The sequence below is a fragment of the Burkholderia sp. Ax-1724 genome (genome assembly GCF_011752995.1).
GTDB lineage: Bacteria > Pseudomonadota > Gammaproteobacteria > Burkholderiales > Burkholderiaceae > Paraburkholderia.
Genome location: NZ_VWWL01000010.1, coordinates 80598 through 105876, shown reverse-complemented (window position 1 = coordinate 105876; position 25279 = coordinate 80598). Strand labels below are relative to the sequence as shown.

General features: G+C 65.6%; 23 protein-coding genes. 14 read left to right on the top strand and 9 right to left on the bottom strand.

Going from position 1 to position 25279, the window contains the following annotated elements:
• Positions 1-288 precede the first annotated feature (288 nt).
• Together hslV and hslU are read left to right on the top strand one after the other, a co-directional pair.
• A complete protein-coding gene (gene hslV / locus F3J19_RS13785; protein WP_013088078.1) occupies positions 289-825 on the top strand; it encodes an ATP-dependent protease subunit HslV in 537 nt (178 codons plus the stop codon).
• Between the two features lie 9 nt (positions 826-834).
• Complete coding sequence (gene hslU, locus F3J19_RS13780; RefSeq protein ID WP_167042164.1) at positions 835-2181, top strand: ATP-dependent protease ATPase subunit HslU; 1347 nt, start codon at positions 835-837, stop codon at positions 2179-2181.
• 156 nt (positions 2182-2337) lie between these two features.
• Here the strand turns inward: hslU and F3J19_RS13775 are convergent, their stop codons facing one another.
• The 3 genes from F3J19_RS13775 to F3J19_RS13765 are packed head-to-tail and all read right to left on the bottom strand — an operon-like array spanning position 2338 to position 4417.
• Complete coding sequence (locus F3J19_RS13775) at positions 2338-2880, bottom strand: response regulator transcription factor (RefSeq protein WP_167042162.1); 543 nt, start codon at positions 2878-2880, stop codon at positions 2338-2340.
• A complete protein-coding gene (locus F3J19_RS13770; RefSeq protein WP_167042499.1) occupies positions 2877-4187 on the bottom strand; it encodes an ATP-binding protein in 1311 nt (436 codons plus the stop codon). The genes F3J19_RS13775 and F3J19_RS13770 overlap by 4 nt, the downstream gene beginning before the upstream one ends.
• Positions 4187-4417 (bottom strand): cysteine-rich CWC family protein, encoded by a 231-nt coding sequence (locus F3J19_RS13765; RefSeq protein WP_167042501.1) that lies wholly within the window; start codon positions 4415-4417, stop codon positions 4187-4189. The genes F3J19_RS13770 and F3J19_RS13765 overlap by 1 nt, the downstream gene beginning before the upstream one ends.
• 279 nt (positions 4418-4696) lie before the next feature.
• On the opposite strand from F3J19_RS13765, the gene argB reads away from it, so the two are divergent.
• The 7 genes from argB to F3J19_RS13730 all read left to right on the top strand — a co-directional run bounded on the left by argB (position 4697) and on the right by F3J19_RS13730 (position 12197).
• On the top strand, positions 4697-5596 hold the full coding sequence (gene argB / locus F3J19_RS13760) for an acetylglutamate kinase (RefSeq protein ID WP_167042160.1): 900 nt from the start codon (positions 4697-4699) through the stop codon (positions 5594-5596).
• A gap of 298 nt (positions 5597-5894) precedes the next feature.
• A complete protein-coding gene (locus tag F3J19_RS13755) occupies positions 5895-6662 on the top strand; it encodes a pyrimidine 5'-nucleotidase (RefSeq protein WP_167042158.1) in 768 nt (255 codons plus the stop codon).
• Positions 6663-6698: 36 nt separating this feature from the next.
• Positions 6699-7418: a nucleoid occlusion factor SlmA gene (slmA, locus tag F3J19_RS13750; RefSeq protein WP_167042156.1), complete on the top strand. Its 720-nt coding sequence runs from the start codon at positions 6699-6701 to the stop codon at positions 7416-7418.
• Positions 7419-7730: 312 nt separating this feature from the next.
• Positions 7731-8876: a homoserine O-acetyltransferase gene (locus F3J19_RS13745; RefSeq protein ID WP_167042154.1), complete on the top strand. Its 1146-nt coding sequence runs from the start codon at positions 7731-7733 to the stop codon at positions 8874-8876.
• The gene (metW, locus tag F3J19_RS13740) at positions 8873-9481 is read left to right on the top strand and encodes a methionine biosynthesis protein MetW (protein WP_167042152.1); all 609 of its coding nucleotides are present in this window, start codon (positions 8873-8875) and stop codon (positions 9479-9481) included. Before F3J19_RS13745 ends, metW begins: the two co-directional genes overlap by 4 nt.
• 14 nt (positions 9482-9495) lie before the next feature.
• Positions 9496-10890 (top strand): AmpG family muropeptide MFS transporter, encoded by a 1395-nt coding sequence (locus tag F3J19_RS13735; RefSeq protein ID WP_167042150.1) that lies wholly within the window; start codon positions 9496-9498, stop codon positions 10888-10890.
• A gap of 20 nt (positions 10891-10910) precedes the next feature.
• Positions 10911-12197: a M48 family metallopeptidase gene (locus tag F3J19_RS13730; RefSeq protein WP_167042497.1), complete on the top strand. Its 1287-nt coding sequence runs from the start codon at positions 10911-10913 to the stop codon at positions 12195-12197.
• A gap of 99 nt (positions 12198-12296) precedes the next feature.
• On the opposite strand, the gene F3J19_RS13725 is transcribed toward F3J19_RS13730, so the two are convergent.
• The 5 genes from F3J19_RS13725 to gatC all read right to left on the bottom strand — a co-directional run bounded on the left by F3J19_RS13725 (position 12297) and on the right by gatC (position 17567).
• Positions 12297-13076: an exodeoxyribonuclease III gene (locus F3J19_RS13725; RefSeq protein WP_167042148.1), complete on the bottom strand. Its 780-nt coding sequence runs from the start codon at positions 13074-13076 to the stop codon at positions 12297-12299.
• 52 nt (positions 13077-13128) lie between these two features.
• Positions 13129-13968, bottom strand: a complete 840-nt coding sequence (locus tag F3J19_RS13720; protein ID WP_167042146.1) for a PPK2 family polyphosphate kinase — start codon at positions 13966-13968, stop codon at positions 13129-13131.
• 137 nt (positions 13969-14105) lie between these two features.
• The gene (gene gatB, locus F3J19_RS13715) at positions 14106-15581 is read right to left on the bottom strand and encodes an Asp-tRNA(Asn)/Glu-tRNA(Gln) amidotransferase subunit GatB (protein WP_167042144.1); all 1476 of its coding nucleotides are present in this window, start codon (positions 15579-15581) and stop codon (positions 14106-14108) included.
• Between the two features lie 5 nt (positions 15582-15586).
• Positions 15587-17074 (bottom strand): Asp-tRNA(Asn)/Glu-tRNA(Gln) amidotransferase subunit GatA, encoded by a 1488-nt coding sequence (gatA, locus tag F3J19_RS13710; protein ID WP_167042142.1) that lies wholly within the window; start codon positions 17072-17074, stop codon positions 15587-15589.
• 193 nt (positions 17075-17267) lie between these two features.
• Positions 17268-17567 carry an Asp-tRNA(Asn)/Glu-tRNA(Gln) amidotransferase subunit GatC gene (gatC, locus tag F3J19_RS13705; protein ID WP_167042139.1) on the bottom strand — a complete coding sequence of 100 codons (300 nt, stop codon included), beginning with the start codon at positions 17565-17567 and terminating at the stop codon, positions 17268-17270.
• A gap of 376 nt (positions 17568-17943) precedes the next feature.
• Between gatC and F3J19_RS13700 the strand changes: the two genes are divergently transcribed.
• The 5 genes from F3J19_RS13700 (at position 17944) to rodA (ending at position 24457) form a co-directional block, all read left to right on the top strand.
• Positions 17944-18987 carry a rod shape-determining protein gene (locus F3J19_RS13700; RefSeq protein WP_004189550.1) on the top strand — a complete coding sequence of 348 codons (1044 nt, stop codon included), beginning with the start codon at positions 17944-17946 and terminating at the stop codon, positions 18985-18987.
• 154 nt (positions 18988-19141) lie between these two features.
• The gene (gene mreC, locus F3J19_RS13695; protein WP_167042137.1) at positions 19142-20263 is read left to right on the top strand and encodes a rod shape-determining protein MreC; all 1122 of its coding nucleotides are present in this window, start codon (positions 19142-19144) and stop codon (positions 20261-20263) included.
• Positions 20260-20772: a rod shape-determining protein MreD gene (mreD, locus tag F3J19_RS13690; RefSeq protein WP_167042135.1), complete on the top strand. Its 513-nt coding sequence runs from the start codon at positions 20260-20262 to the stop codon at positions 20770-20772. The genes mreC and mreD overlap by 4 nt, the downstream gene beginning before the upstream one ends.
• Before the next feature lie 156 nt (positions 20773-20928).
• Positions 20929-23298: a penicillin-binding protein 2 gene (gene mrdA / locus F3J19_RS13685; RefSeq protein ID WP_167042133.1), complete on the top strand. Its 2370-nt coding sequence runs from the start codon at positions 20929-20931 to the stop codon at positions 23296-23298.
• 10 nt (positions 23299-23308) lie between these two features.
• Positions 23309-24457, top strand: a complete 1149-nt coding sequence (gene rodA / locus F3J19_RS13680) for a rod shape-determining protein RodA (protein ID WP_167042132.1) — start codon at positions 23309-23311, stop codon at positions 24455-24457.
• An 82-nt stretch (positions 24458-24539) separates the two neighbouring features.
• On the opposite strand, the gene F3J19_RS13675 is transcribed toward rodA, so the two are convergent.
• Positions 24540-25229, bottom strand: coding sequence for a tetratricopeptide repeat protein (locus F3J19_RS13675; protein ID WP_240158947.1), 690 nt, complete (start codon positions 25227-25229; stop codon positions 24540-24542).
• Positions 25230-25279: the final 50 nt, after the last annotated feature.

Sequence of the window (25279 nt, the reverse complement as noted above, 5' to 3'; positions counted from 1 at the left end):
TTTTGGTGTCGTCTTTTTTGTCGTCCATTCGGTGCGGTCCTTCCGGTGCCACCACCTTCCCGCCGCGAGCCGCCGCCGTGCCCGGCCCGCCGTTCGCGCCCCCCTCGCGCCACGCTTCCTGTTTTTCGTCCTATGCCTTTTGGCCGATCTTGATATGGGCGCGCACGCCCTAAAATAGACCGGACATGCGCTCACGAGCGCGCCGGCCGGCGCGCCGTCCGCTGACAGGATTCATGCGGTAGCGCGCCGCGCTATCGCGTCCTACCCGTTTTGCAAAGAGGAACGCATATGGAGCAATTTCACGGCACGACGATCGTTTCCGTGCGCCGCGGCAACAAGGTCGCGCTCGGCGGCGACGGCCAGGTGACCCTCGGCAACATCGTCATGAAAGGCGGCGCGAAGAAGGTCCGGCGCATCTACAACGGCAAGGTGCTGGTCGGCTTCGCCGGCGGCACGGCCGACGCCTTCTCGCTGCTCGATCGCTTCGAAGCGAAGCTGGAAAAGCATCAGGGCAATCTCACGCGCGCGGCCGTCGAGCTGGCCAAAGACTGGCGCACCGACCGCATGCTGCGCCGCCTCGAAGCCATGCTGATTACCGCGGACGCCACCACCACGCTCGTCATCACCGGCAATGGCGACGTGCTCGACCCCGAAGGCGGCATCTGCGCGATCGGCTCGGGCGGCGCGTATGCGCAGGCAGCCGCGAAGGCGCTCGCCGACAACACCGAACTCTCGCCGCGCGACATCGTGGAAAAGTCGCTCGAAATCGCCGGCGACATGTGCATCTACACGAACCACAACCGCGTCATTGAGACGATCGAGTAAGGACCCACGATGAGCACCATGACCCCTGCCGAGATCGTCTCCGAACTCGACAAACACATCATCGGCCAAGGCCGCGCGAAAAAAGCCGTGGCTGTCGCGCTGCGCAACCGCTGGCGCCGTCAGCAGGTCGAAGAGCCGCTGCGCCAGGAAATCACGCCGAAGAACATCCTGATGATCGGACCGACCGGCGTCGGCAAGACCGAAATCGCGCGGCGCCTCGCCAAGCTCGCCGACGCGCCGTTCATCAAGATCGAAGCGACCAAGTTCACCGAAGTCGGCTACGTGGGCCGCGACGTCGACAGCATCGTGCGCGACCTGATCGAAATCTCGGTCAAGCAGACCCGCGAAACCGAAATGCGCAAGGTGCGCACCAAGGCCGGCGACCTCGCCGAAGACCGCATTCTCGACATCCTGCTGCCGAGCGCGCGCGCGGTCGGCTTCGGCTCGGGTTCGGGCGCGACCGACACCGCCGACGAAGGCGGCGCCACGCGTCAGACGTTCCGCAAGCGCCTGCGCGAAGGCACGCTCGACGACAAGGAAATCGAGCTCGACGTCGAGCAGCCGCAGGTCGGCATGGACATCATGGGGCCGCCGGGCATGGAAGACATGACCGAGCAGATCCGCTCGATGTTCGCCAACATCGGCGGCGGCAAGAAGACGCGCCGCAAGATGAAGGTCAAGGAAGCGCTGAAGGTGCTCACCGACGAAGAAGCCGGCAAGATGCTGAACGACGAGGAAGTGAAGACCAAGGCGGTGCAGAACGTCGAGCAGAACGGCATCGTGTTTCTCGACGAGATCGACAAGATCGCGTCGCGCAACGAAGGCAGCGGCGGCGAGGTGTCGCGTCAGGGCGTGCAGCGCGATCTGCTGCCGCTCGTCGAAGGCACGACGATCAACACCAAGTACGGCATGGTGAAAACCGATCACATCCTGTTCATTGCGAGCGGCGCGTTCCATCTCGCCAAACCGAGCGATCTGATCCCCGAGCTGCAAGGGCGCTTCCCGATTCGCGTCGAACTCGATTCGCTGTCGGTCAACGACTTCGAGTCGATTCTCGTCTCGACGGATGCGAGCCTCGTCAAGCAATACCAGGCACTGCTCGCCACCGAAGACGTGCACCTCGAATTCGCCGACGACGGCATTCGCCGTCTCGCCGAAATCGCGTACTCGGTGAACGAAAAGACCGAGAACATCGGCGCGCGGCGTCTCTATACGGTCATCGAAAAACTGCTCGAAGAAGTGTCGTTCTCGGCCGGCAATCATTCGGGCCGCACGGTGCAGATCGACGCGGCGTATGTCGATCGCGCGCTGAACGAAGTCGCGGAAGACGAAGATCTGTCCCGCTACGTGCTGTGATCGCGTAATCGCGCTCGAAGCCGATGCATGAAAAAACGGGCGGCCTTCAACGAGGCAGCCCGTTTTGTTTTATGCCGCTCACCGTCATTACATGGCGGCAGCGCCCCGAACCGCGCCCGCCACGCCGAGCGCACGCGCCTCGCCCTACCGTACCGCCTACTGCCTGACCGGCCGCTTCGCGAGCTTGCGCTGCAAAGTCCGCCGATGCATGTTCAAAGCACGCGCCGTAGCCGAAATATTGCCGCCGTTTTCCGCGAGCACGCGCTGGATATGCTCCCATTCGAGCCGCGCAACCGACAGCGGCTGTGGATTCTCGATCGCTTCTTCGGCCTGCACCGCGCTCGCCTCGCTTTGCAGCGCCGACAGAATCGTCTCGACATTGGCGGGCTTCGCGAGGTAGTTGTCCGCGCCGTCCTTCACGGCCTGCACCGCGGTCGCGATGCTTGCATAGCCGGTCAGCACGAGCATGCGCGCATCGGGTTGCAGATCGCGCAAGGGCGCCACGAGCGTGAGACCGGAATCGTCGCCGAGATGCAGGTCGACCGTGATCTCGCTGAACTTCTGCTGATTCGCCAGCCTGATCGCTTCGTCCGCGTTGTGCGCTTCGCTCACGGTGTAGCCGCGCCGCGTCAAACCGCGCGCAAGGATGCCGGAGAACACTTCGTCGTCGTCGATCACCAGAAAATTCTTTTCGCTCATGCCTGTTTCTCCGTATTGGATGGCGCGGCGCCTCGTGGGCTCGCGCCGGAAAATTTGCGCCCGGCCAGCGGCAGCCGTAGCACCGCGCGCGTGCCGCGCGGTTTGGCCGCCTTGACGTCGGTCAGCTCGATCGAGCCCCGCAGACGCGCCGCCGCCGAGAAGGCCAGGTACAGCCCCACGCCGTGTCCGCCCTGCGTGCTCTCCACCGGCATCGCGCCGAGCGAGCCGCGCAACGCGGCCGGAATGCCCGGGCCCGCGTCGCACACGTCGAACTCGATCTGATCGCCGCGCGCCGCGAGCGCGCAGGACAGCGTGACGTGATCGCGGCTCGCACGCGCGGCGTTATCGAGCAGGATCGTCAGGATCTGGCCGACGGCGACCGTATCGTCGATGCTCGCGTCCGCGGGCGGAGCGCCGATCCGCTCGAACCTCACGTGCGGATGACGCAGGCGCCACTGCTCGGCAAACGATTCGAGCCATTCGCCGACCGGCTGGCGGTTCGTCGTGGTCGTTGCGCGGCTGCGCAGGCGCGCGAGCGCGGACGTGCAGAGCGTCATCTGCTGCTCGAGCAGTTCGAGATCGGCGCTGTAGCGCGCGAGCCCCGCGTCGGTGCGCGCCGCGTCGCGCAATTCTTCGGACAACATGGCGATTGTAGACAGAGGCGTGCCGATTTCGTGAGCCACGGTAGCCGCCTGCACGCCGAGCGCGACCGCGCGTTCGTCGTGAAGCAAGCGCTGCTGCGCTTCTCCGAGCGCTGCGTCACGTAGCCGCAGCGCGCGCGACATGCGCGCGACGAACCATGCGATCAGCCCGACGCTCACCATGAAGTTGACCCACATGCCGGCGCGGTAGTACTCGAACAGGTTCGCGGGATTGTCGAGATTGAGCGGCACGGAATCGAAACCGAGCACCGCATAGCAGGCGACCGCGAATGCCGCGAGCCAGGCCATCAGACGCCAGGGCAGCACGGCCGCGGCGATCGCGAGCGAAGGGAGATAGAGCGAAACGAACGGATTAGTCGTGCCGCCCGAGAGAAACAGCAGCGCGGACAGCGCGCCGAGATCGACCCATATTTGCCCGAACAGCTCCATGTTGGACTCGGGCCGCTGCTGCGCAACGCGCCACCACGTGAGCGCGTTGAACAGAACTTCGAGCGTGATGACGAGCAGCATCGCCGGCAACGGCAGATTCACGCCGATGAAGATCTGCACGAACGCGATAGTCACCAGCTGACCGATGATCGCGAGGCTGCGCAGCCAGAACAGATGACCGAGATTGACCCGGCCGGTGTTGGTGATTCGGTGCATCATCGGCGTTGCTCGGTCCCGGACTCTCCTTGCCTCGCGCGCGCGATCTCCGCGACCAGACATTCCGGGCACAGACAGCGGCTCGCCGGATCGAGCCGTTCGGCGGGCAGCGGTTGCAACTCGCGGCACCAGCAATCGAACGGCTGCGCATGCATGCCGCAGTCGAATGCGCTACCGCAGCGCGAACAGCGCGCGCTGTGCCCGGAAAGGACGGAAGAAGATGCGTTCATTGCAGACCGGAAGAGGATTGCGGAAGGACGCCCCCAAAGGCATCGCTCGGGAAATGATGCCACGATCGGCAGCACCGGTGCATCGGCCATCCGGCTGATTCACAGCCGTCATGCAGGCGCGTTAAGCTTGCTCCTCGCTTCGTCCGCGAGGGTGGTCCTGGTGCGGTACGCCAATCGCGCCCTGCCCGTCGCTCGCGCCGTTGCGGAAAACCCTGTTGCAGCGCGCCAGTCCTGTACAATTCGCGCTGTTTTAACTGTTTCCTGCCCGAGCCTGCCGCCATGTCCGAGCTTCCCGACCTCTCGCAGATTGCGCCCACCCTGAAGGCCGAAATTCTGGCCGAGGCGCTGCCCTACATCCGCCAGTACCACGGCAAGACCGTGGTCATCAAATACGGCGGCAACGCCATGACCGAGGAACGCCTGAAGCAGGGCTTCGCGCGCGACGTGATTCTGCTGAAGCTGGTCGGCATCAATCCGGTCATCGTGCACGGCGGCGGTCCGCAAATCGACCAGGCACTGAAGAAAATCGGCAAACAGGGCACGTTCATCCAGGGCATGCGCGTCACCGACGAAGAGACGATGGAAGTCGTCGAATGGGTGCTCGGCGGCGAGGTGCAGCAGGACATCGTGATGCTGATCAACCACTTCGGCGGCCACGCGGTCGGCCTGACCGGCAAGGACGGCGGCCTGATCCACGCGCGCAAGATGCTGATGCCGGATCGCGACAATCCGGGCCAGTACGTGGACATCGGCCAGGTGGGCGAGGTCGAGTCGATCAACCCGGCTGTGGTAAAGGCATTGCAGGACGACGCGTTCATTCCGGTCATCTCGCCGATCGGCACCGGCGAAGACGGCCTGTCGTACAACATCAACGCGGACCTCGTCGCGGGCAAGCTGGCGGTCGTGCTGAACGCCGAAAAGCTCGTGATGATGACCAACATCCCCGGCGTGATGGACAAGGAAGGCAATCTGCTGACCGATCTGTCGGCGCGCGAAATCGACGGCCTGTTCGAAGACGGTACGATCTCCGGCGGCATGCTGCCGAAAATCTCGTCCGCACTCGACGCGGCGAAGAGCGGCGTGCGCTCGGTGCACATCATCGACGGCCGCATCGAGCATTCGGTGCTGCTGGAAATCCTGACCGAACAGCCGTTCGGCACGATGATCCGCTCGCATTGATTCCGGCGCCGAGCACCGGCCACACGCGGCGCGTGTGCCGGACGGCGCGGCTGGCCGGTTGTGTGGATCGCGCCGGTCATGCCGCAACAGCGGTCGCGGTGGCCGCAACGGCGTTACAGGCGCCCGCGCAAACCATTCGGTTCGTCCCGCCGGCACGACCGGCGGACGGCAACACGAGTAACACCGCCCGCCTCGTGCCGCCACCGTGCTTGCATCCGGGCGCCCCAGCTTCCCCGCGGCAAACCGGCCGGCCGCCTTGGCGGCATGAAGCGCCCGTCAGCGCCTGAAGGTCTCCACCATGCGCACCTCCACTTCGCGACGCCGCCGTCCTGACATCGCGGGCGGCAAGCCCGTCTGGCTGTTCGACCTCGACAACACGCTGCACCGCGCATCGCACGCCATTTTCCCGGCGATCAATCACGGGATGACGCAGTACATCATCGACGCGCTGCACGTGGACATCGACGAGGCGAACCGTCTGCGCACCGGCTACACGCAGCGCTACGGCGCCGCGCTGCTCGGCCTCACGCGCCACCATCCGCTCGACGCGCACGACTTCCTGAAGGTCGTGCACACTTTCCCCGATCTCGGCTCGATGATCCGCCACGAACGCGGCGTCGCGCGCCTCGTCGCGGCGCTGCCGGGCCGCAAGATCGTGCTGACCAACGCGCCCGAAGCATACGCGCGCGCGGTGCTGGCCGAACTGCGCATCGAACGGCTGTTCGAACGCGTGATCGCGATCGAACACATGCGCGACCGCCGCCAGTGGCGCGCGAAGCCCGATCACGCGATGCTGCGCCGTGCAATGCGCGACGCGCACGTGTCGCTGAAAGACGCGATCCTCGTCGAAGACACGCGCTCGCACCTGAAGAACTACCGGCGGCTCGGCATCCGCACGGTGTGGATCACCGGCCACCTGCCGCGCCGCCCGCACGCGGACGGCGTGCCGACGCGCCTGCCGGGCACCGGCCGGCCGCATTATGTCGACCGCAGCATTCGTTCGTTAAAATCGCTACGACTGGGCACCCGCTCGGTTCGATGGAAGGGACGCAAGCCGGGACAGTAGCCACGAAGCCGCCACCACAGCAGCCGGGGGACAGCCATGCAGCCGATCGACAAGCCTCACGAAGCCTTAGCCGAACGCTCCCCCGCGGCGCCCGCGGCCGCGCCCACCGCCACACGCGCACCACGCCCGAAACCGGGCGAGCGCCGCGTGCATATCCTGCAAACGCTCGCGGGCATGCTCGAAGCGCCGAAGGGCGAGAAGATCACCACGGCGGCGCTCGCCGCCCGGATCGGCGTGTCGGAAGCGGCGCTGTACCGGCACTTCGCGAGCAAGGCGCAAATGTTCGAAGGACTGATCGAGTTCATCGAGCAGACGCTCTTCGGGCTCATCAATCAGATCACCAGCCACGAAAGCAACGGCGTGCTGCAAGCGCGTTCGATCGCGCTGATGCTGCTCAATTTCCCCGCGAAGAATCCCGGCATGACGCGCGTGCTGACCTGCGAGGCGCTGGTCGGCGAACACGAGCGGCTGACCGAGCGCGTGAACCAGATGCTCGAACGCGTCGAGGCGTCGCTGAAGCAGTGCCTGCGGCTCGCGCAAACGGAAGCGCTCGCCGGTGCGCACGCTCACGCGGATCAACCCGCCGAGCCGGACGCCACGACACACGCCACGCTGCCCGCCGGCTACGATCCCACGATCCGCGCGAGCCTGCTCCTGAGCTACGTGATCGGCCGCTGGCACCGCTATGTGCGCAGCGGTTTCGCGCGCCCGCCCGCCGAACACGCAGAGGCACAACTGTTGCTGATTCTTCAGTAGTTCTTTCAGTCGTCCGCGCGGTCTGCCCGCGCCGCTGCCGTGCGGAATTTTCCGCTATACTTTGCGCCTGATGCCGCCGCGGCCCGTCGATGCACAACGGACCGCGCCAAGGCATCCCGAACACGCTGCACCCGGCTTCACACCTTTCCACGCGCCGATTTGCTGACTCGATTGCGGGCGCGCGAACCACTGGCCAACGGCCCGCGGTTCACTATAAATGCGGCTAAAGAGGTCGTCAGCTGCGCACACAGCCTTCTCCTCCGTGCATCGCCGACGCCGTTTAGCCGCCCTGTTGACCCAATGGCGGAATGAATGGAATCCATCGGCATCGTCGCTCCCCAAAAAATGCATTTCACCGAGCCGCTGCCATTGCGCAACGGTAGCTCGCTCGCCGGCTACGACCTGATGGTCGAGACCTACGGCACGCTCAATGCCGCGCGCAGCAATGCGGTGCTCGTGTGCCATGCGCTCAACGCATCGCATCACGTGGCGGGCGTCTACGCCGACAATCCGAAAGACGTCGGCTGGTGGGACAACATGGTCGGCCCCGGCAAGCCGCTCGATACCGACAAATTCTTCGTGATCGGCGTGAACAACCTCGGCTCGTGCTTCGGTTCGACCGGGCCGATGAGCCTCGACCCCGCCACCGGCAAGCCGTATGGCGCGACGTTTCCGGTCGTCACGGTGGAAGACTGGGTCAACGCCCAGGCGCGCGTCGCCGACACGTTCGGCATCACGCGCTTTGCCGCCGTGATGGGCGGCAGCCTCGGCGGCATGCAGGCGCTCGCGTGGAGCATGATGTATCCGGAGCGCGTCGCGCATTGCATCGTGGTCGCGTCGACGCCGAAGCTCTCCGCGCAGAACATCGCGTTCAACGAGGTCGCGCGCTCGGCGATCCTGTCGGACCCCGACTTCCACGGCGGCGACTACTACGCGCACGGCGTGAAGCCGAAGCGGGGCTTACGCGTCGCGCGCATGATCGGCCACATCACGTATCTCTCGGACGACGACATGGCCGAGAAATTCGGCCGCTCGCTGCGCCGCGCGGAAGGCGCGCTCGACGACTACAACTTCAACTTCGACGTCGAATTCGAAGTGGAGTCGTATCTGCGCTACCAGGGCGACAAGTTCGCCGACTACTTCGACGCGAACACCTACCTGCTGATCACGCGCGCGCTCGACTACTTCGATCCGGCCAAGGCCTTCGCCGGCGACCTGACCGCCGCGCTCGCGCACACCACGGCCAAGTATCTGATCGCGAGCTTCTCGACCGACTGGCGTTTCGCGCCGGCGCGCTCGCGCGAACTCGTGAAGGCGCTGCTCGACCACAAGCGCACGGTCACCTACGCGGAGATCGACGCGCCGCACGGTCACGACGCCTTCCTGCTCGACGACGCGCGCTATCACAACCTGCTGCGCGCCTATTACGAACGCATTGCCAACGAGGTGAACGCATGAACCAGCGAGCCCTTGATTACCTGGCGTCGCGCCCGGACTTCCGCGCGATCGCCCGCTGGGTCGAGCCGCGCGCGAGCGTGCTCGACCTCGGCTGCGGCGACGGCTCGCTGCTGTCGCTGCTGAACGAGGAACTCGACGTGCAGGGCTACGGCATCGAGATCAACGACGCGGGCGTGCTCGCGGCGACGCAGAACGGCATCAACGTGATCCAGCAGAATCTCGAAGACGGCCTGCGCCTCTTCGAAGACGGCAGCTTCGATTTCGCGATCCTGTCGCAGACGCTGCAAACGATTCATCAGACCGCCGCGATCCTGCGCGAGACCGTGCGCGTCGGCAAGGAATGCATCGTCTCGTTTCCGAATTTCGGCTACTGGGCGCATCGGCTGTCGGTGCTGAACGGGCGCATGCCGGTGTCGAAGTCGCTGCCTTATCAATGGCACAACACGCCGAACGTGCGCGTGCTGACCATCAAGGACTTCGAAGCGCTCGCGCCCGAGGTCGGCATCGAAATTCTCGATCGCGTCGTGCTGCACGACGGGCAGGTGGTACGTTGGGGCGTGAACTGGCGTGGTAGTCTTGCGGTCTATCGCGTCACGAAAAGCTAAGCTTAGTTATCCACATGTCGAACCCGCCGCACGAGGCGCCCGCACTTACCGCTCACGAAGAACATCCCGGCTGGCGCGCGTTTTTGAATACGCGCATGCTGATCTGCGTCTTTCTCGGCTTCACGTCGGGACTGCCGCTGTTTACGCTCGTCTATCTCGTGCAGGCGTGGCTGCGCTCCGAAGGCGTCAATCTGAAGGAAATCGGCCTCTTTGCGCTGATCCAGTTTCCCTACACATGGAAGTTCGTCTGGGCGCCGCTGATGGACCGCTACGTGCCGCGTCTGCCGGGCTGGCGTCCGGGCAGGCGGCGCGGCTGGATGCTCGTCGCGCAGTTTCTCGTGGCGGGCGCCATGGCAACGCTCGGCTTCGTGTCGCCGCGCGAATCGATCTGGACCGTCGCGGCGCTGACCGCGCTGGTCGCGTTCTTCGGCGCGAGTTCCGACATCGTGATCGACGCGTACCGGCGTGAATTGCTCAGCGACACGCAGCAGGGCCTCGGCAATGCGGTGCACGTGAACGCGTACAAGATCGCGGCGCTCGTGCCCGGCTCGCTCGCGCTGATTCTGTCCGACCATTTGCCGTGGAGCACCGTGTTCATCGTGACGGCCGCGTTCATGCTGCCGGGCGTTCTGATGACGCTGCTGGTGCGCGAGCCCGAGGTGCACGGCAAGCCGCCGAAGAATCTGCGCGAGGCGATCGTCGAGCCGTTCAGGGAATTCATTCAGCGCGACGGCTGGCGCGGCGCGCTCTTCGTGCTCGGTTTCATCTTTCTGTACAAGCTCGGCGATACGATGGCGACCACGCTGTCCACGTCGTTTTTCCTCGACATCGGTTTTTCGCGCACGCAGATCGGCGTGATCGCGAAGACCACGGCATTCGGCGCGAGTCTCGCGGGCGGTATCGTCGGCGGCATCTGGCTGATGAAAATCGGCATTGGCCGCGGCTTGTGGATTTTCGGTTTGCTGCAGATCGTATCGACGCTCGGCTTCGCATGGCTCGCGCATCTCGGCCCGGCTTCGCCCGGTCTCGCCGCGATTTACGACATTGCGGTCGCAATCAGCCAGGGCACGACGAAGTTGCTCGCGTTCGTCGGCATCGACTGGTCGGTGCAGCTCGATCCGCGCTCGGTCGCGCTCGCGCTCGTCTACGGCTTCGAGACCTTCGCGACCGGCCTGACGATGGCCGCGTTCACTGCCTACATCGCGAGCACCACCGATCCGCGCTACACGGCGACGCAGTTCGCGCTGTTCACGAGCCTCGCCTCGGTGCCGCGCACGCTGGCGTCGGCGGCGAGCGGCTACGTCGTCGCGAAGATCGGCTGGTTCGACTACTTCCTCGTGTGCACCGCGCTGGCCGTGCCCGGCATGCTGCTGTTGCTGCGCATCGCGCCGTGGAGAACCCGGCCGTGACAGTCACGCTTATCACACGCATGCGGCGCTTCGCGGCGGCGCGCGCTTTCCCGGTCGAGGCAGGCCGCGCGGCGCGATGCGCGGTATGGCTGCTCGGCTGCGCGGGCATGACGCTGGCACTGCCGTCGGGCGCATGCGCCGCGGCGGCTGCCGCGCCCGGTAGCAACGCAGGCGCGACGAATACCGAAGCGCCCGCAGCGGCACCGGCCGCCAAATCCGCGGCGAGCGAAGAACGCGCGCCCGCGGCGACACCCGGCGCGAGCGGCGGCGCAGGCAACAGCGCGAGCAGCGGGACCAGCAACGCCGCCAGCAGTGGCACGAACACAAGCGCGCCCAGCACCAGCGGGAGTGCCGCGCCCGGGTCCGCGCCTCAAGCCGCCCAGGCTCAGCAGCCGTCACAACCGTCCGCCGCCGCGAAAGCACCTACCCAAGCACCCACCCAGGCACCCGCCGGCGCTTCCGCGCAGGCCGCCGCCGTTCCGCCGCCCTACTACGTCAGCCCGCAGTTGCGTTATGGCGGCTACATGGTGTTCCGCAACCTGATTCCGTCGCCGATACTCGAGGCGCAAGCCGCCGAGGAATTCGGCCAGATCGTCTACGGCGCCGAGCACGCGAACCGTCTCTATAGCGACACCGACCCGCACGTCACCCGCGTGCGCTCGATCGTCGACCGGATGATTCCGTACTCGCTGAAATGGAACGAGCGCGCGAAGGGCTGGAAGTGGGACCTGGCCGTCATCCGCTCGAACGACATCCGCATGTACTGCCTGCCGGGTGGCAAGATCGTCATTTATGGCGGACTGCTCGACCGGGTGCGCCTGAACGACAACGAACTCGGCATGCTGATCGGCCACGAGATCGCCCACGCCTTGCGCGAGCATGCGCGCATGCGGCTCGGTCAGCTTCAGGAGAGACAGCTCGATTCGTCGGGCACGATCCCGCAACTGTTCGGACTCGCCGATCTCGGCATGGCGCCGCTCGGCATCGGTTCGCGTCTGCTGGAAATGAAGTACGAAAGCACCGACGAAACCGAAGCCGACGTGATCGGCAGCGAAATCGCGTCGCGCGCGGGCTTCGATCCGCGCGCGGCGGTCACGCTCTGGGACAAGCTCGCGCTGGCCACGGGCAGCAGCCGCGAGCACGGCTTCATCTACGTGCATCCGTACACGCCGGCGCGCCGCGAGGACATCATCAAGCGGCTGCCGGACATGCTGCCGCTCTACGCGAAGGCAATCGGCAAGAGCGTCGACGCCTTGCCCGATTACGCGGGCCTCGGCCGGCCGGTCCGCAAGCAGGCGCGCAACTGACCGCTCCCTGTCCGGCCCGAAGACGCGGGCCACCCGGGCGCGCTGCGGCTTACGCCCCGGTTTAGCCGGCGCCCATGGGCCGGCACCGAGGCGCGCGCCTTACTTCTTGACCTTGTGGTCGTAATCGACGGTCAGCGGCGCATGGTCGCTGAACTTGATGTCGCGGAACACGTCGGTACGCTTCGCCTTGCCCGCGATGCCCGGCGTCGCGATCTGGTAGTCGATCCGCCACCCGACGTTCTTCGCATACGCCTGGCCGCGATTGCTCCACCACGTGTACTGTTCCGGGCGCTGGTCGAGCGTGCGGAACACGTCGACATAGCCGACCTCGTCGAACAGCTTGTCGAGCCACGCGCGCTCTTCCGGCAGGCAGCCCGAGTTCTTCTGGTTGCTCTTCCAGTTCTTGATGTCGATTTCCTTGTGGACGATATTCACGTCGCCGCACACGATCACCTCGCGCTCGCGCGAAAGCTCGGCCAGATGCGGCATGAACTCGTCCATGAAGCGGAACTTGGCCTGCTGGCGCTCCTCGCCGCTCGAACCGGACGGCACGTACACCGAAATCACCGACAGCTTGCCGAAGCGCAGTTCGACATAGCGCCCTTCGGAATCGAACTCCTCGCTGCCGAAGCCGATCACCACCTCGTCCGGTTCGTGACGCGTATAGACGCCCGCGCCGCTATAGCCCTTCTTCACCGCATGCTGGAAATAGCCGGTGAAATCGTGCGGCGCCATGAATTCCGGTGTCATGTCGTCCTGCGAGCATTTGATTTCCTGCACGCACAGCACGTCGGCTTTCTGCTCGCCGAACCAGTCGAAAAAGCCCTTCTTCGCCGCCGAGCGGATGCCGTTCAGGTTCGCGGTAATCACACGCAACATGGTGTTCCTCTTAGGTTCGATTCGTTTCCAAAGCCGGGGCGTCGAGCCGTTTTCATTCGACCTTGACGCCCTTCAGCGATTCTTTCGCAGGCGGATATTCGAGCTTCAGCGCGTCGAGCGTGCGCAGCAGCAGTTCGGCCACCATCACGTTGCGATGTGTCTTCGAGTCGGCGGGAATCACGTACCACGGCGCGTATTCCGTCGACGTCGCGGCAAGCGCGTTGTCATACGCCGACTGATACGCGTCCCACTGCTTGCGCGCTTCGAGGTCCGACACGTCGAATTTCCAGTGCTTGTTCGGATCGTCGATACGCGCCTGCAGACGCGCGCGCTGCTCGTCTTTCGAAATGTGCAGCATGCACTTGAGAAGGGTCGTGCCGCTGCAGCTCAGCATCTCCTCGAACTGGCGGATATGAGCGCAGCGCCGCTCGAACGCCTCGGCATCGAGTTCGCCGAGCACGGTCGGCACGAGCAGGTCTTCGTAGTGGCTGCGGTTGAAGATGGTCAGCTCGCCGGCCGCGGGCACCTGCGCATGCACGCGCCACAGAAAATCGTGCGCCAGTTCGACGGGCGTCGGTGCCTTGAACGGCACGACGCGCAAGCCGAGCGGATCGACTTCGTGGAACACCGCGCGAATCGTGCCGTCCTTGCCGCTCGTGTCCATGCCTTGCAGCACGAGCAGCACGCGGCGTTTCCTCTGCGCATGCAGGCGCTCCTGCAGATTGTCGAGCAGCACGCCGATCTCGGAGAGCCGCGCGCGATCCGCGTCTTTCGAGCCGCTCGAAAACGGCTTTGCCGCCGGATCGAAATCTCCCAGCGAGAAGCGGTTTTTCTTTTTGCCGTCGTCGAAACACGGCACGCGGAAATCGTCGAGTTCGGGTTGCTTCGCCATGCACACACTCCGTGATCTGCGTTCGAGGGACTCGCCCAAGCGGGACCGCCAAATGAAACGGGCCGTTGCCCTACTTTCGTTTCCGGCAACAGCCCGTCATGGCGCGAGCGTCACCGCTCGCGCCGCACTGCATCGACTCAGGACAGCTTCTTCTTCAGCAGTTCGTTCACCTGCGCCGGATTCGCCTTGCCCTTGGTCGCCTTCATCGCCTGGCCGATCAGCGCGTTGAACGCCTTCTCCTTGCCGGCGCGGAATTCGTCGACCGACTTCTGGTTCGCGGCGAGCACTTCGTCGATGATCGCTTCGAGCGCGCCGGTATCCGAAATCTGCTTCAAGCCCTTCGCCTCGATGATGCGGTCGGCGGCGGCTTCGTCGGTGGCTTTTTCTTCCCAGATCGCGAGGAAGATTTCCTTCGCGATCTTGTTCGAGATCGTGCCGTCGGCAATGCGTTGCAGCAGCAGCGCGAGTTGCGCGGCCGACACCGGGCACGCGGCAATGTCGAGCCCTTCGCGATTCAGTTGCGATGACACTTCGCCCATCAGCCAGTTCGCCGCGACCTTCGCGTTGGCCGGACCGACCTTCGCGACCACCGCCTCGTAGTACGCGGCCATCGCCTTGCCCGACGTCAGCACGTTCGCGTCGTAGGGCGTGAGGCCGTACTGCGATACGAAGCGCTGCTGGATCGCTTCGGGCAACTCCGGCATCTCGCTCTTCACGCGCTCGACCCACGCGGCGTCGATCACGAGCGGCATCAGGTCGGGGTCGGGGAAATAGCGGTAATCATGCGCGTCTTCCTTGCTGCGCATCGAGCGCGTTTCGCGCTTGTCCGGATCGTACAGACGCGTTTCCTGCACCACGGTGCCGCCGTCTTCGATCAGTTCGATCTGGCGGCGCACTTCGTACTGGATCGCTTCTTCGAGGAAGCGGAACGAGTTCAGGTTCTTGATCTCGGCGCGCGTGCCGAATTCAGCCTGACCGAGCGGGCGCACCGACACGTTCGCGTCGCAGCGGAACGAGCCTTCCTGCATGTTGCCATCGCAGATGCCGAGCCACACGACGAGCGTATGCAGCGACTTCGCGTAGGCAACCGCCTCGGCCGCGCTGCGCATTTCCGGCTCGGTGACGATTTCGAGCAGCGGCGTGCCGGCGCGATTCAGGTCGATGCCGGTCATGCCCGCGAAGTCTTCGTGCAGCGACTTGCCCGCGTCCTCTTCCAGGTGGGCGCGCGTGAGGTTGATGGTTTTCTCGTACGCTTCCTTGCCCGCCTTTTCATTGGCCGGCACCTGGATCGTCACCTGGCCGCCCTGCACGACGGGAATTTCGTACTGGCTGATCTGATAGCCCTTCGGCAGATCGGGGTAGAAATAATTCTTGCGCGCGAAGATGCTGCGCGGCGCAACCGTCGCACCGATCGCGAGGCCGAATTGAATCGCGCGCTCGACCGCGCCGCGGTTCATGACCGGCAGCGTGCCCGGCAGGGCGAGGTCGACGGGGCTGGCCTGCGTGTTCGGCGCGGCGCCGAATTGCGTCGCGGTGCCCGAGAAGATTTTCGACTGCGTCGACAACTGCGCGTGGGTCTCCAGACCGATCACGACTTCCCATTGCTTGGTCATGGTGCTCACACTCCTGCCGGTGCCTGACGATGCCAGTCGGTGGCGCGCTGGAACGCGTCGGCCACCTGCAGCATCCGGGCTTCGTTGAAATAGTTGCCGATAATCTGCAGACCGACCGGACGCTGCGCATTCGCACCCGCGCCGAAGCCGCACGGCACGCTCATGCCCGGCAGGCCGGCGAGGCTCACCGACAGCGTGTAGATGTCGGCCAGATACATCTGCACCGGATCGTCGCCCTTCGCGCCGAGGTCCCATGCAACGGAAGGCGCGACCGGCCCCATGATGACGTCGCACTGCTTGAACGCTTCCTGGAAGTCCTGCGCGATGATGCGGCGGATCTTCTGCGCCTGCAGGTAGTACGCGTCGTAATAGCCATGCGACAGCACATAGGCGCCGACCAGAATGCGGCGCTTCACTTCGGGGCCAAAGCCTTCGGCGCGCGACTTCTTGTACATGTCGAGCAGATCGCGGTACTCGGCCGCGCGATGGCCGAAGCGCACGCCGTCGAAACGCGACAGGTTCGACGAGGCTTCCGCCGGCGCGATCACGTAGTAGACCGGAATCGACAGTTCGGTTTTCGGCAGCGAGACGTCGACGAGCGTCGCGCCGAGCGCTTCGTACTGCCTGAGTGCCGCGTCGATCGACGCGCGCACGTCGTCCGCGAGACCGGCGCCGAAGTACTCCTTCGGCAGGCCGATGCGCAGACCGGCGAGCGGCTTGGCCGCGCCGCCTTCCTGCCAGGACTTGCCGAGATAGCGCGTGTAGTCTTCGTCCTCGCGCGCGAGGCTCGTCGAATCGCGCTCGTCGAAGCCGGCCATCGCGTTGAGCAGCAGCGCGCAGTCGGCGGCGCTCTGCGCCATCGGGCCGCCCTGATCGAGCGACGACGCGAACGCGATCATGCCGTAGCGCGACACGCGGCCATAGGTCGGCTTGATGCCGGTAATGCCCGAGAACGACGCCGGCTGGCGGATCGAGCCGCCCGTGTCGGTGCCGGTCGCGGCGGGCGCGAGACGCGCGGCCACGGCCGCTGCCGAGCCGCCCGACGAACCGCCCGGCACGGCCTTGCGATCCCACGGATTCTGCACCGCGCCGAAGTACGAATTCTCGTTGGACGAGCCCATCGCGAATTCGTCCATATTGGTCTTGCCCACGCACACCATGCCGGCGTTCGCGAGACGCGCGACCACGGTCGCGTCGAACGGGCTTTCGTAGTTCGCGAGCATCTTCGAGCCGGCCGTGGAGCGCCAGCCCTTCGTGACGAACACGTCCTTGTGCGCGATCGGCAGACCGGCGAGCGGGCCCGCCTCGCCGCCGTGCAGCAACGCGTCGGCGGCTTTCGCCTGCGCGAGCGTCAACTCGGGATCGACCTGGATGAACGCGTTCAGGCTATTGGCCGCGTCGATCCGCTTCAGGTACAGCTGCGCCAGTTCGACTGCGGAGCATTCCTTGGCCGTCAGTGCGGCGCGCAGTTCGGTCAGACTTTTTTCATGCATTGCGTTTTATCCTGGAAAACGCGGCAGCGTGGTCACGCTGCCGTGAAGGCGTTCGGCTGCCCGCCGGCAAGCCGGGCCGGGAAAGCTTGCGGCGCACCGTGCGCGGCGCCGGCCGGACCACCCGCGAGAGGCTGCGCCGCGCGAAGCGCAGGGCGCTTGCCCGCGAGCCGCGCGGGACATGTGCGAACGCGGCTTATTCGATCACCTTCGGCACGAGATACAGACCGTCCTGCACGGCCGGCGCCGGGCGCTGAAAAGCCTCGCGCTCGACCGTCTCGGTCACGACGTCGTTACGCAGACGCAGCGCGACGTCTTCGATCTGCTCGATCGGGTGGGCAAGCGGCGCGATGCCGGTGGTATCGACCGCTTGCATTTGCTCGACGAGGCCGAAGAAATCATTGAGCTGGGCACGGGTGTGCTCGGCGTCGGCATCAGCCAGTTCGAGCCGCGCGAGATGCGCGATGCGCTTAACATCGGTCAGGGTCAGAGCCATGCAGTCACCGGAAAGAGGTGGAGTGTCGTCACACTTGAAAAAAACCCGCTGTAACAGCGGGTTACGACACGATAGGACAATCCCGAAAAAGGAACGGCAACGGCAAAAAGTGCCCTCCGTTTCCTTCAAAACATCCAAAATTATAAGGTATCATTACGCGTTCGACCCAAACCCGGACCGACTTACCAAGGCCTTACGGACCCTTCCCCAAGAACGTCCGTTGCTTTCCGCCCTGGCTCTGCAACGGCCTCCGGTAGACTCCCTCGCAGCTTCAAGTTCCTGTGGCGCCGCTTCGCCCGGCTGGAGCTGTTATTTTTTCCGCTGCCGCCCTACGCATACGGTGCGAGGCCCGGCCCCCAGCGAGACAGGATTTTGAATGTTCGGCTTTTTGCGCAGCTACTTCTCCAACGATCTGGCGATTGACCTCGGCACCGCCAACACGCTCATCTACATGCGTGGCAAGGGCATCGTGCTCGACGAACCGTCGGTGGTCTCGATCCGCCAGGAAGGCGGTCCCAACGGCAAGAAAACCATTCAGGCAGTCGGCAAGGAAGCCAAGCAGATGCTCGGCAAGGTGCCGGGCAACATCGAGGCGATCCGCCCGATGAAAGACGGCGTGATCGCCGACTTCACCGTCACCGAGCAGATGATCAAGCAGTTCATCAAGACTGCTCACGAATCGCGCATGTTCTCGCCGTCGCCGCGCATCATCATCTGCGTGCCGTGCGGTTCGACCCAGGTCGAGCGCCGCGCGATCAAGGAAGCCGCGCACGGCGCGGGCGCCTCGCAGGTCTATCTCATCGAAGAGCCGATGGCCGCCGCGATCGGCGCGGGCCTGCCGGTGTCGGAAGCAACCGGCTCGATGGTCGTCGACATCGGCGGCGGCACGACCGAAGTCGGCGTGATCTCGCTCGGCGGCATCGTCTATAAGGGCTCGGTGCGCGTCGGCGGCGACAAGTTCGACGAAGCGATCGTCAACTACATCCGCCGCAACTACGGCATGCTGATCGGCGAACAGACCGCCGAAGCCATCAAGAAGGAAATCGGCTCCGCGTTCCCGGGCTCCGAAGTCAAGGAAATGGAAGTGAAGGGCCGCAATCTGTCGGAAGGCATTCCGCGCAGCTTCACGATCTCGAGCAACGAAATTCTCGAAGCGCTGACCGATCCGCTGAACCAGATCGTCTCGTCGGTGAAGATCGCGCTGGAGCAAACGCCGCCGGAACTCGGCGCCGACATCGCCGAGCGCGGCATGATGCTGACCGGCGGTGGCGCGTTGCTGCGCGACCTCGACCGCCTGCTCGCGGAAGAAACCGGCCTGCCGGTGCTCGTCGCCGAAGACCCGCTGACCTGCGTCGTGCGCGGCTCGGGCATGGCGCTCGAACGCATGGACAAGCTCGGCAGCATCTTCTCGTACGAGTAAGCGAGCTTTTCTCCCATGTCAGTAGCGCGGATCTGGCACACGGCCCCTTGCGGGCCGCTTTGCCGTTGGCTGGGCCGCCCAGCCGCCACGCGCTGACCGCGCGCGCCTCTCGCGCCGCCGTCTCACCCAACCGCTCACGCCCCCGGCGCCGACCATGGAATACAGTCCGCCGCCTCTGTTCAAGCAAGGCCCCTCGGCTCTCGCCCGACTGGTGTTCTTCGTCGTGCTGGCGATCGCCCTGCTGATCTCCGATGCCCGCTTCCAGACGCTCGAAATCGTCCGCGGCGTGCTCGGCGCGGGTCTTTATCCGTTGCAGCGCGCAGCGCTCGTGCCGCGCGACATCTTCATGGGCGCCGCCGATCTCGCCGTGACGAGCGCCACGCTGCGCGGCGAAAACGAAAAGCTGCGCGCGAAAGATCTGCTGCTTTCGCAGCAGGCCAACACGGCCGCGACGCTCGCTGCCGAAAACACCCATCTGCGCGCGCTGCTGCAACTATCGCAGCACCTGACCACGCAATCGCTGCCGGCCGAAATCCAGTACGACACGCGCGATCCGTTCACGCAGAAAGTCGTGATCGGACGCGGCGCGCAGCAAGGCATCCAGAACGGCTCGCCGGTCGTCGACGAAAACGGCGTGATCGGCCAGGTCACGCGCGTGTTCCCGCTGCAGGCCGAAGTCACGCTGCTGACCGACAAGGATCAGGCCGTGCCGGTGGAAATTTTGCGCACCGGCTTGCGCAGCGTGATCTACGGCACGCCGAAGGGCGACACGCTCGATCTGCGCTTCGTGCCGATCAGCGCCGACGTGCAGACCGGCGACGAGCTCGTCACGAGCGGCCTCGACGGTGTGTATCCGCCGGGCTTGCCGGTCGCGAAGGTCGTGCGCGTCGACAAGCAGGCCGACACCGCGTTTGCGCGCGTGGTCAGTCTGCCGGTCGCGGCGGTGCGCGGCGCGCGCGAGGTGCTGGTGCTGCACGTTCAGGACAACGTGCCGCCGCGCCCGGCCGACGAACCCGACGCGGCCACGGCCGCGAAGGATGCGAAAGCGAAGAAGGGCGGCAAGGCGGCAGACAGCAAGGGCACGGCGGATAAATCCGCAGCCAAGCCCGGCGACAAGGCCGCAGCCGAAAAACCCGCCGCCAAAGCCACGGAAAAGGCCCCGGCCAAAAACGCCGCTACCGAGAAGAAGTCCGAGAAATCCGCCGACAGGAAGGCCGACAAGCCGGCCGCCGCGAAGACCGCGAAGCCGCAAGCCGCGCCGGGGGCTCAGCCATGAACCGCCCGCAATACATCCTGCAGCCGGTCAATCCGTACTTCATCGCGTTCAGCCTCGCCGCGGCGTTCCTGCTGAACCTGATGCCGTGGGGACGTCTCGCCGGCGTGCCCGATTTCGTCGCGCTCGTGCTGCTGTTCTGGAACGTGCACCAGCCGCGCAAGGTCGGCATGGGCATCGCGTTCCTGCTCGGCCTGCTGATGGACGTGCACAACGCGAGCCTGCTCGGCGAGCACGCGCTCGCGTACACGCTGCTGTCGTACGGCGCGATCACGATCCATCGCCGCGTGCTGTGGATGTCGCTCGGCGTGCAAACGTTCGCGGTCATGCCGCTGCTCGTCGTCGCGCAACTGGTGCCGTTCGTGATCCGTCTGCTGACCGGCGCGGCGTTCCCGGGCTGGAGTTACCTGATCGACGGTTTTGTCGAAGCCGCACTGTGGCCGCTCGCGAGCGTGCTGCTGCTGATGCCGCAACGCCGCCCGGCCGATCCGGACGACACGCGGCCCATTTGATCCCGCTTCGGGCCCGCCGGCCGCTTTGCCGCGACACGTCGCCGTAAAGCCCGCGCCGCCAGCCCGCCCGACGCGCATTGCAGTTCCTGCCACCGGTCCCGGCCGGTTTGGGCGCACACTCTGGATGGCCGCGCGCCGGCCTTTTGCTTAAATCGCATGACCGAATTCAAGGACACTCAACAGCAGCTCACGAAATTCCGCCTGCGCGTCGCGGCGGCGGGCCTGTTCGTGTTCGTCTGCTTCGGGCTGATCGGCTTCCGCTTCCTGTTCCTGCAGGTTTGGCACTACAGCAAATACTCGCTGCAGGCCGACGAAAACCGCATTTCCGTCGCGCCGATCGTGCCGAACCGCGGCATCATCACCGACCGCAACGGTGTCGTGCTCGCGAAGAACTACTCGGCCTACACGCTCGAAATCACGCCGTCGAAGCTGAACGACTCGCTCGACAACGTGATCGACAACCTGGCCACAGTCATCTCGATCGACGCGCGCGACCGCCGCCGCTTCAGGAAGCTGCAGGAAGACTCGAAGAACTTCGAAAGCCTGCCGATCCGCACCCGCCTCACCGACGACGAAGTCGCGCGCTTCACCGCGCAGCGCTTCCGCTTCCCCGGCGTCGAAGTGCGCGCGCGGCTGTTCCGCCAGTACCCGCTCGGGCCGACCGCCGCGCACGTGATCGGCTACATCGGGCGGATTTCGCAGCGCGACCAGGACCGCATCGACGACGCGAGCGACCAGAACGACAGCGATCCCGATCACTACGATCCGCGCCTCGACGCCAACAACTACAAGGGCACCGACTACATCGGCAAGATCGGCATCGAGCAGAGCTACGAAACCGAGCTGCACGGTCAGACCGGCTTCGAGGAAGTCGAGGTGACGGCGGGCGGGCGGCCCGTGCGCACGCTGTCGCGCACCCAGGCGACGCCCGGCAACAACCTCGAGCTGTCGCTCGACATCGGTTTGCAGCAGGTGGCCGAGCAGGCCTTCGCCGGCCGCCGCGGCGCGCTCGTCGCGATCGAGCCGTCCACCGGCGACGTGCTCGCGTTCGTGTCGGCGCCGAGCTTCGATCCGAACTCGTTCGTCGACGGCATCGACCAGCAGACCTGGGACGAACTCAACAACTCGCCCGACCATCCGCTCCTGAACCGGCCGCTGCACGGCACCTATCCGCCGGGCTCGACCTACAAGCCGTTCATGGCGCTCGCCGCGCTGACGCTGCACAAGCGCACCACGGGCTGGGGCTTCCAGGACCCCGGCTACTACACGTTCGGCGGCCACACCTTCCGCAACGACGTGCGTTCGGGCCAGGGCTGGGTCGACATGAACCGCGCCATCGTCGTCTCGAACGACACGTACTTCTACATGCTCGCGCACGACCTCGGCGTCAACAACATCGCGAACTTCATGAAGCCGTGGGGCTTCGGGCAGATCACCGGCATCGACATCGCGGGCGAGGCCAAGGGCATCCTGCCGTCGACCGACTGGAAGCGCCACGCGTACCGCCGCCCCGAACAGCAGAAGTGGTACGAAGGCGAGACGATCAGCCTCGGCATCGGCCAGGGCTACAACTCGTTCACGATCCTGCAGCTCGCGCATGCGACCGCGACGCTCGCCAACAACGGCGTCGTGATGAAGCCGCACCTCGTGCGCGACATCGAGAATCCGATCACGAAGGAAACGCGCCCGGTCGTGCGCGATCCGAGCGACAAGATCGCGGTCCGCCAGCAGGACATCGACTTCATCAAACGCGCGATGGAAGGCGTGGTCACCAACGGCACGGCCGCCAAGGTGTTTGCCGGCGCGCCGTACCAGGCGGCCGGCAAAACCGGTACGGCACAGGTCTACTCGCTGCAAGGCGCGAACTACAGGGGCCACGCACTCGCCGAGCGTCTGCGCGACCACGCGCTCTTCATCGCCTTCGCGCCGGTCGAGCAGCCGAAGATCGCGGTCGCGCTGATCGTCGAAAACGGCGGCTGGGGCGCGGAAGCGGCCGGCCCGATCGCGCGCAAGGTGCTCGACTACTACCTGATCGGCAGGAACAAGCCGGGGGCCGAGGAAGCCGCCGTCGCGGCAGCGGCTTCGGCGACGCTCGACGCGTCCGCGCCGCAGGTCGGCGACGCGCCGCCTTCGAAGGACAGCACGCAGCCGATCAGGATCGCGGCGGGCTTCACGGCATTGCCGGTTCCCGGCGCCTCGGAAGCCGTGGCCGCATCGGCGGCTGTCGCGGCGTCGGCAGCATCGGCGGCTTCGGCCGCGAATGGGGCATCGGCACCAGCGGCCGCTTCTGCCGCCGCGGCATCCGCTCCGGCAGCACCGGCCGGATCCGCAGCGCAGGCAGCCTCGGCGGCCAAACCGGCTTCGGCGTCCGCCGCCGCGAAAAAATCCACGGCGCGCTCATCCGGCGCGCCACGCAAACCCCGTCCGGCGAGCGAGCCGACGCCGAACGTCGCGGCGCCGTCGCGCGAGGACGCCGCTCAGGACGCGTCGCCACGCCGGCCGGCCGCCGGCGGCATCGACGAATAAGGAGAAAGGCATGCAATTCGACAAGCGCGCCTGGCTCGACCGCATCAAACGGATGTTCGTGGGCTTCGACCGTCCGCTCGCACTGATCGTGTTTCTGCTGCTGTGCGTCGGCATCGTCACGCTGTACAGCGCGACGCTCGACATGCCCGGCCGCGTGGAAGACCAGTTGCGCAACATCCTGCTGACGTTCGTGCTGATGTGGGCGCTCGCCAATGTGCCGCCCAATACGCTGATGCGCTTCGCGGTCCCGCTCTATACGTTCGGGATCGCGCTACTGGTCGCGGTCGCGATGTTCGGCCTCACGCGCAAGGGCGCGAAGCGCTGGATCAACGTCGGCGTGGTGATCCAGCCGTCGGAAATCCTGAAGATCGCGACTCCGCTGATGCTCGCCTGGTACTACCAGCGCCGCGAAGGCGTGATGCGCTGGTACGACTACCTGGTCGGCTTCGTGATTCTCATCGTGCCGGTCGGGCTGATCGCCAAGCAACCCGACCTCGGCACGGCCGTGCTCGTATTCGCGGCCGGCTTATTCGTGATTTACTTCGCTGGCCTGAGCTTCAAGCTGATCGTGCCGGTGCTGATCGCGGGCGTGATCGCGGTCGTGTCGATCGCGGCGTTCCAGGACAAGATCTGTCAGCCCGAGGTGCAGTGGCCGCTAATGCACGACTACCAGAAGCACCGCATCTGCACGCTGCTCGATCCGACCTCGGACCCGCTCGGCAAAGGCTTCCACACGATCCAGGCGGTGATCGCGATCGGCTCGGGCGGCCCGCTCGGCAAAGGCTGGCTGAAGGGCACGCAGGCGCACCTCGAGTTCATCCCCGAGAAGCACACCGACTTTATTTTCGCGGTGTTTTCCGAAGAATTCGGCCTCGCGGGCGGGATCGTGCTGCTCACGCTATACATGCTATTGATCGCGCGCGGGCTCTATATCGCGGCCAATGGCGCGACGCTATTCGGGCGATTATTGGCCGGATCATTGACGATGGCGTTCTTCACCTACGCGTTCGTCAACATCGGCATGGTGAGCGGGATTCTGCCGGTGGTCGGCGTGCCGCTGCCGTTCATGAGCTACGGCGGCACCGCGCTGACGACGCTCGGCATCGCGGTCGGGCTCATCATGAGCGTCGCGCGCCAGAAGCGCCTGATGCAAAGCTAGCGACGCCTCACGGCACGCACGAACCGGCATGCAATGCGCAAAAGGGCGCTCCACCTGGAGCGCCCTTTTTTCATCGCCGTCATTACTGCGGCTTTACTTCCTTCTGATCGCGCAGTTGCGCGCTCAACTGCTGATACTTCAGACGCGCGGCCGGATCGCCCTGCGCCGCCGCAGCCGCGTAATACGCGCGCGCCACGTTCAGGTTCCGGTCGACGCCGTCGCCGCCGCGTTCGTAGAACGAGCCGGTCACGTATTGCGCGGTCATGTCGCCGCCCTGCGCCGCTTTCTTGTACCAGACGAAGGCCTGCCGGTTGTCGCGCTCGGTGCCGCGTCCGTCGAGGAACTGGTTGGCGAGGGCGAGCTGCGCCTGCACGTGTCCCTGCTGCGCCGCCTTCAGGAACCAGCGATGCGCCTCGGCCGGATCGCGCTCGACGAACTCGCCATCGTCGTACATCTTGCCGTACACGTACTGCGCGTGGGACATGTTCGCGTCGGCGGCCTTGCGCAGCCACTTCTTGCCTTCCTCGACGTTGGCCGGCGTGCCCTCGCCGTTGAGCAGCATCATCGCGTAGTTGAACTCGGCGAGCCGGCTGCCGCGCTCGGCGGCCTGGCGGAACTCGGTCAGCGCCGCGCCGAGATTGCCGGCGTTGTAGTCGGCCACCGCGGACTGCGTCTGCGGATCGTCCGACTTCGCGACCCGGTCCTGCGCGTGCGCGGCATCCCACGCGCCACTCGCCAGCAGCGCTGCCGCGAGCGCCGCCCGCGCGCTCATCCGGGCCGCCGCCCGCACGCCGACGCGCCACGCGACGCCTTGCACTCCGC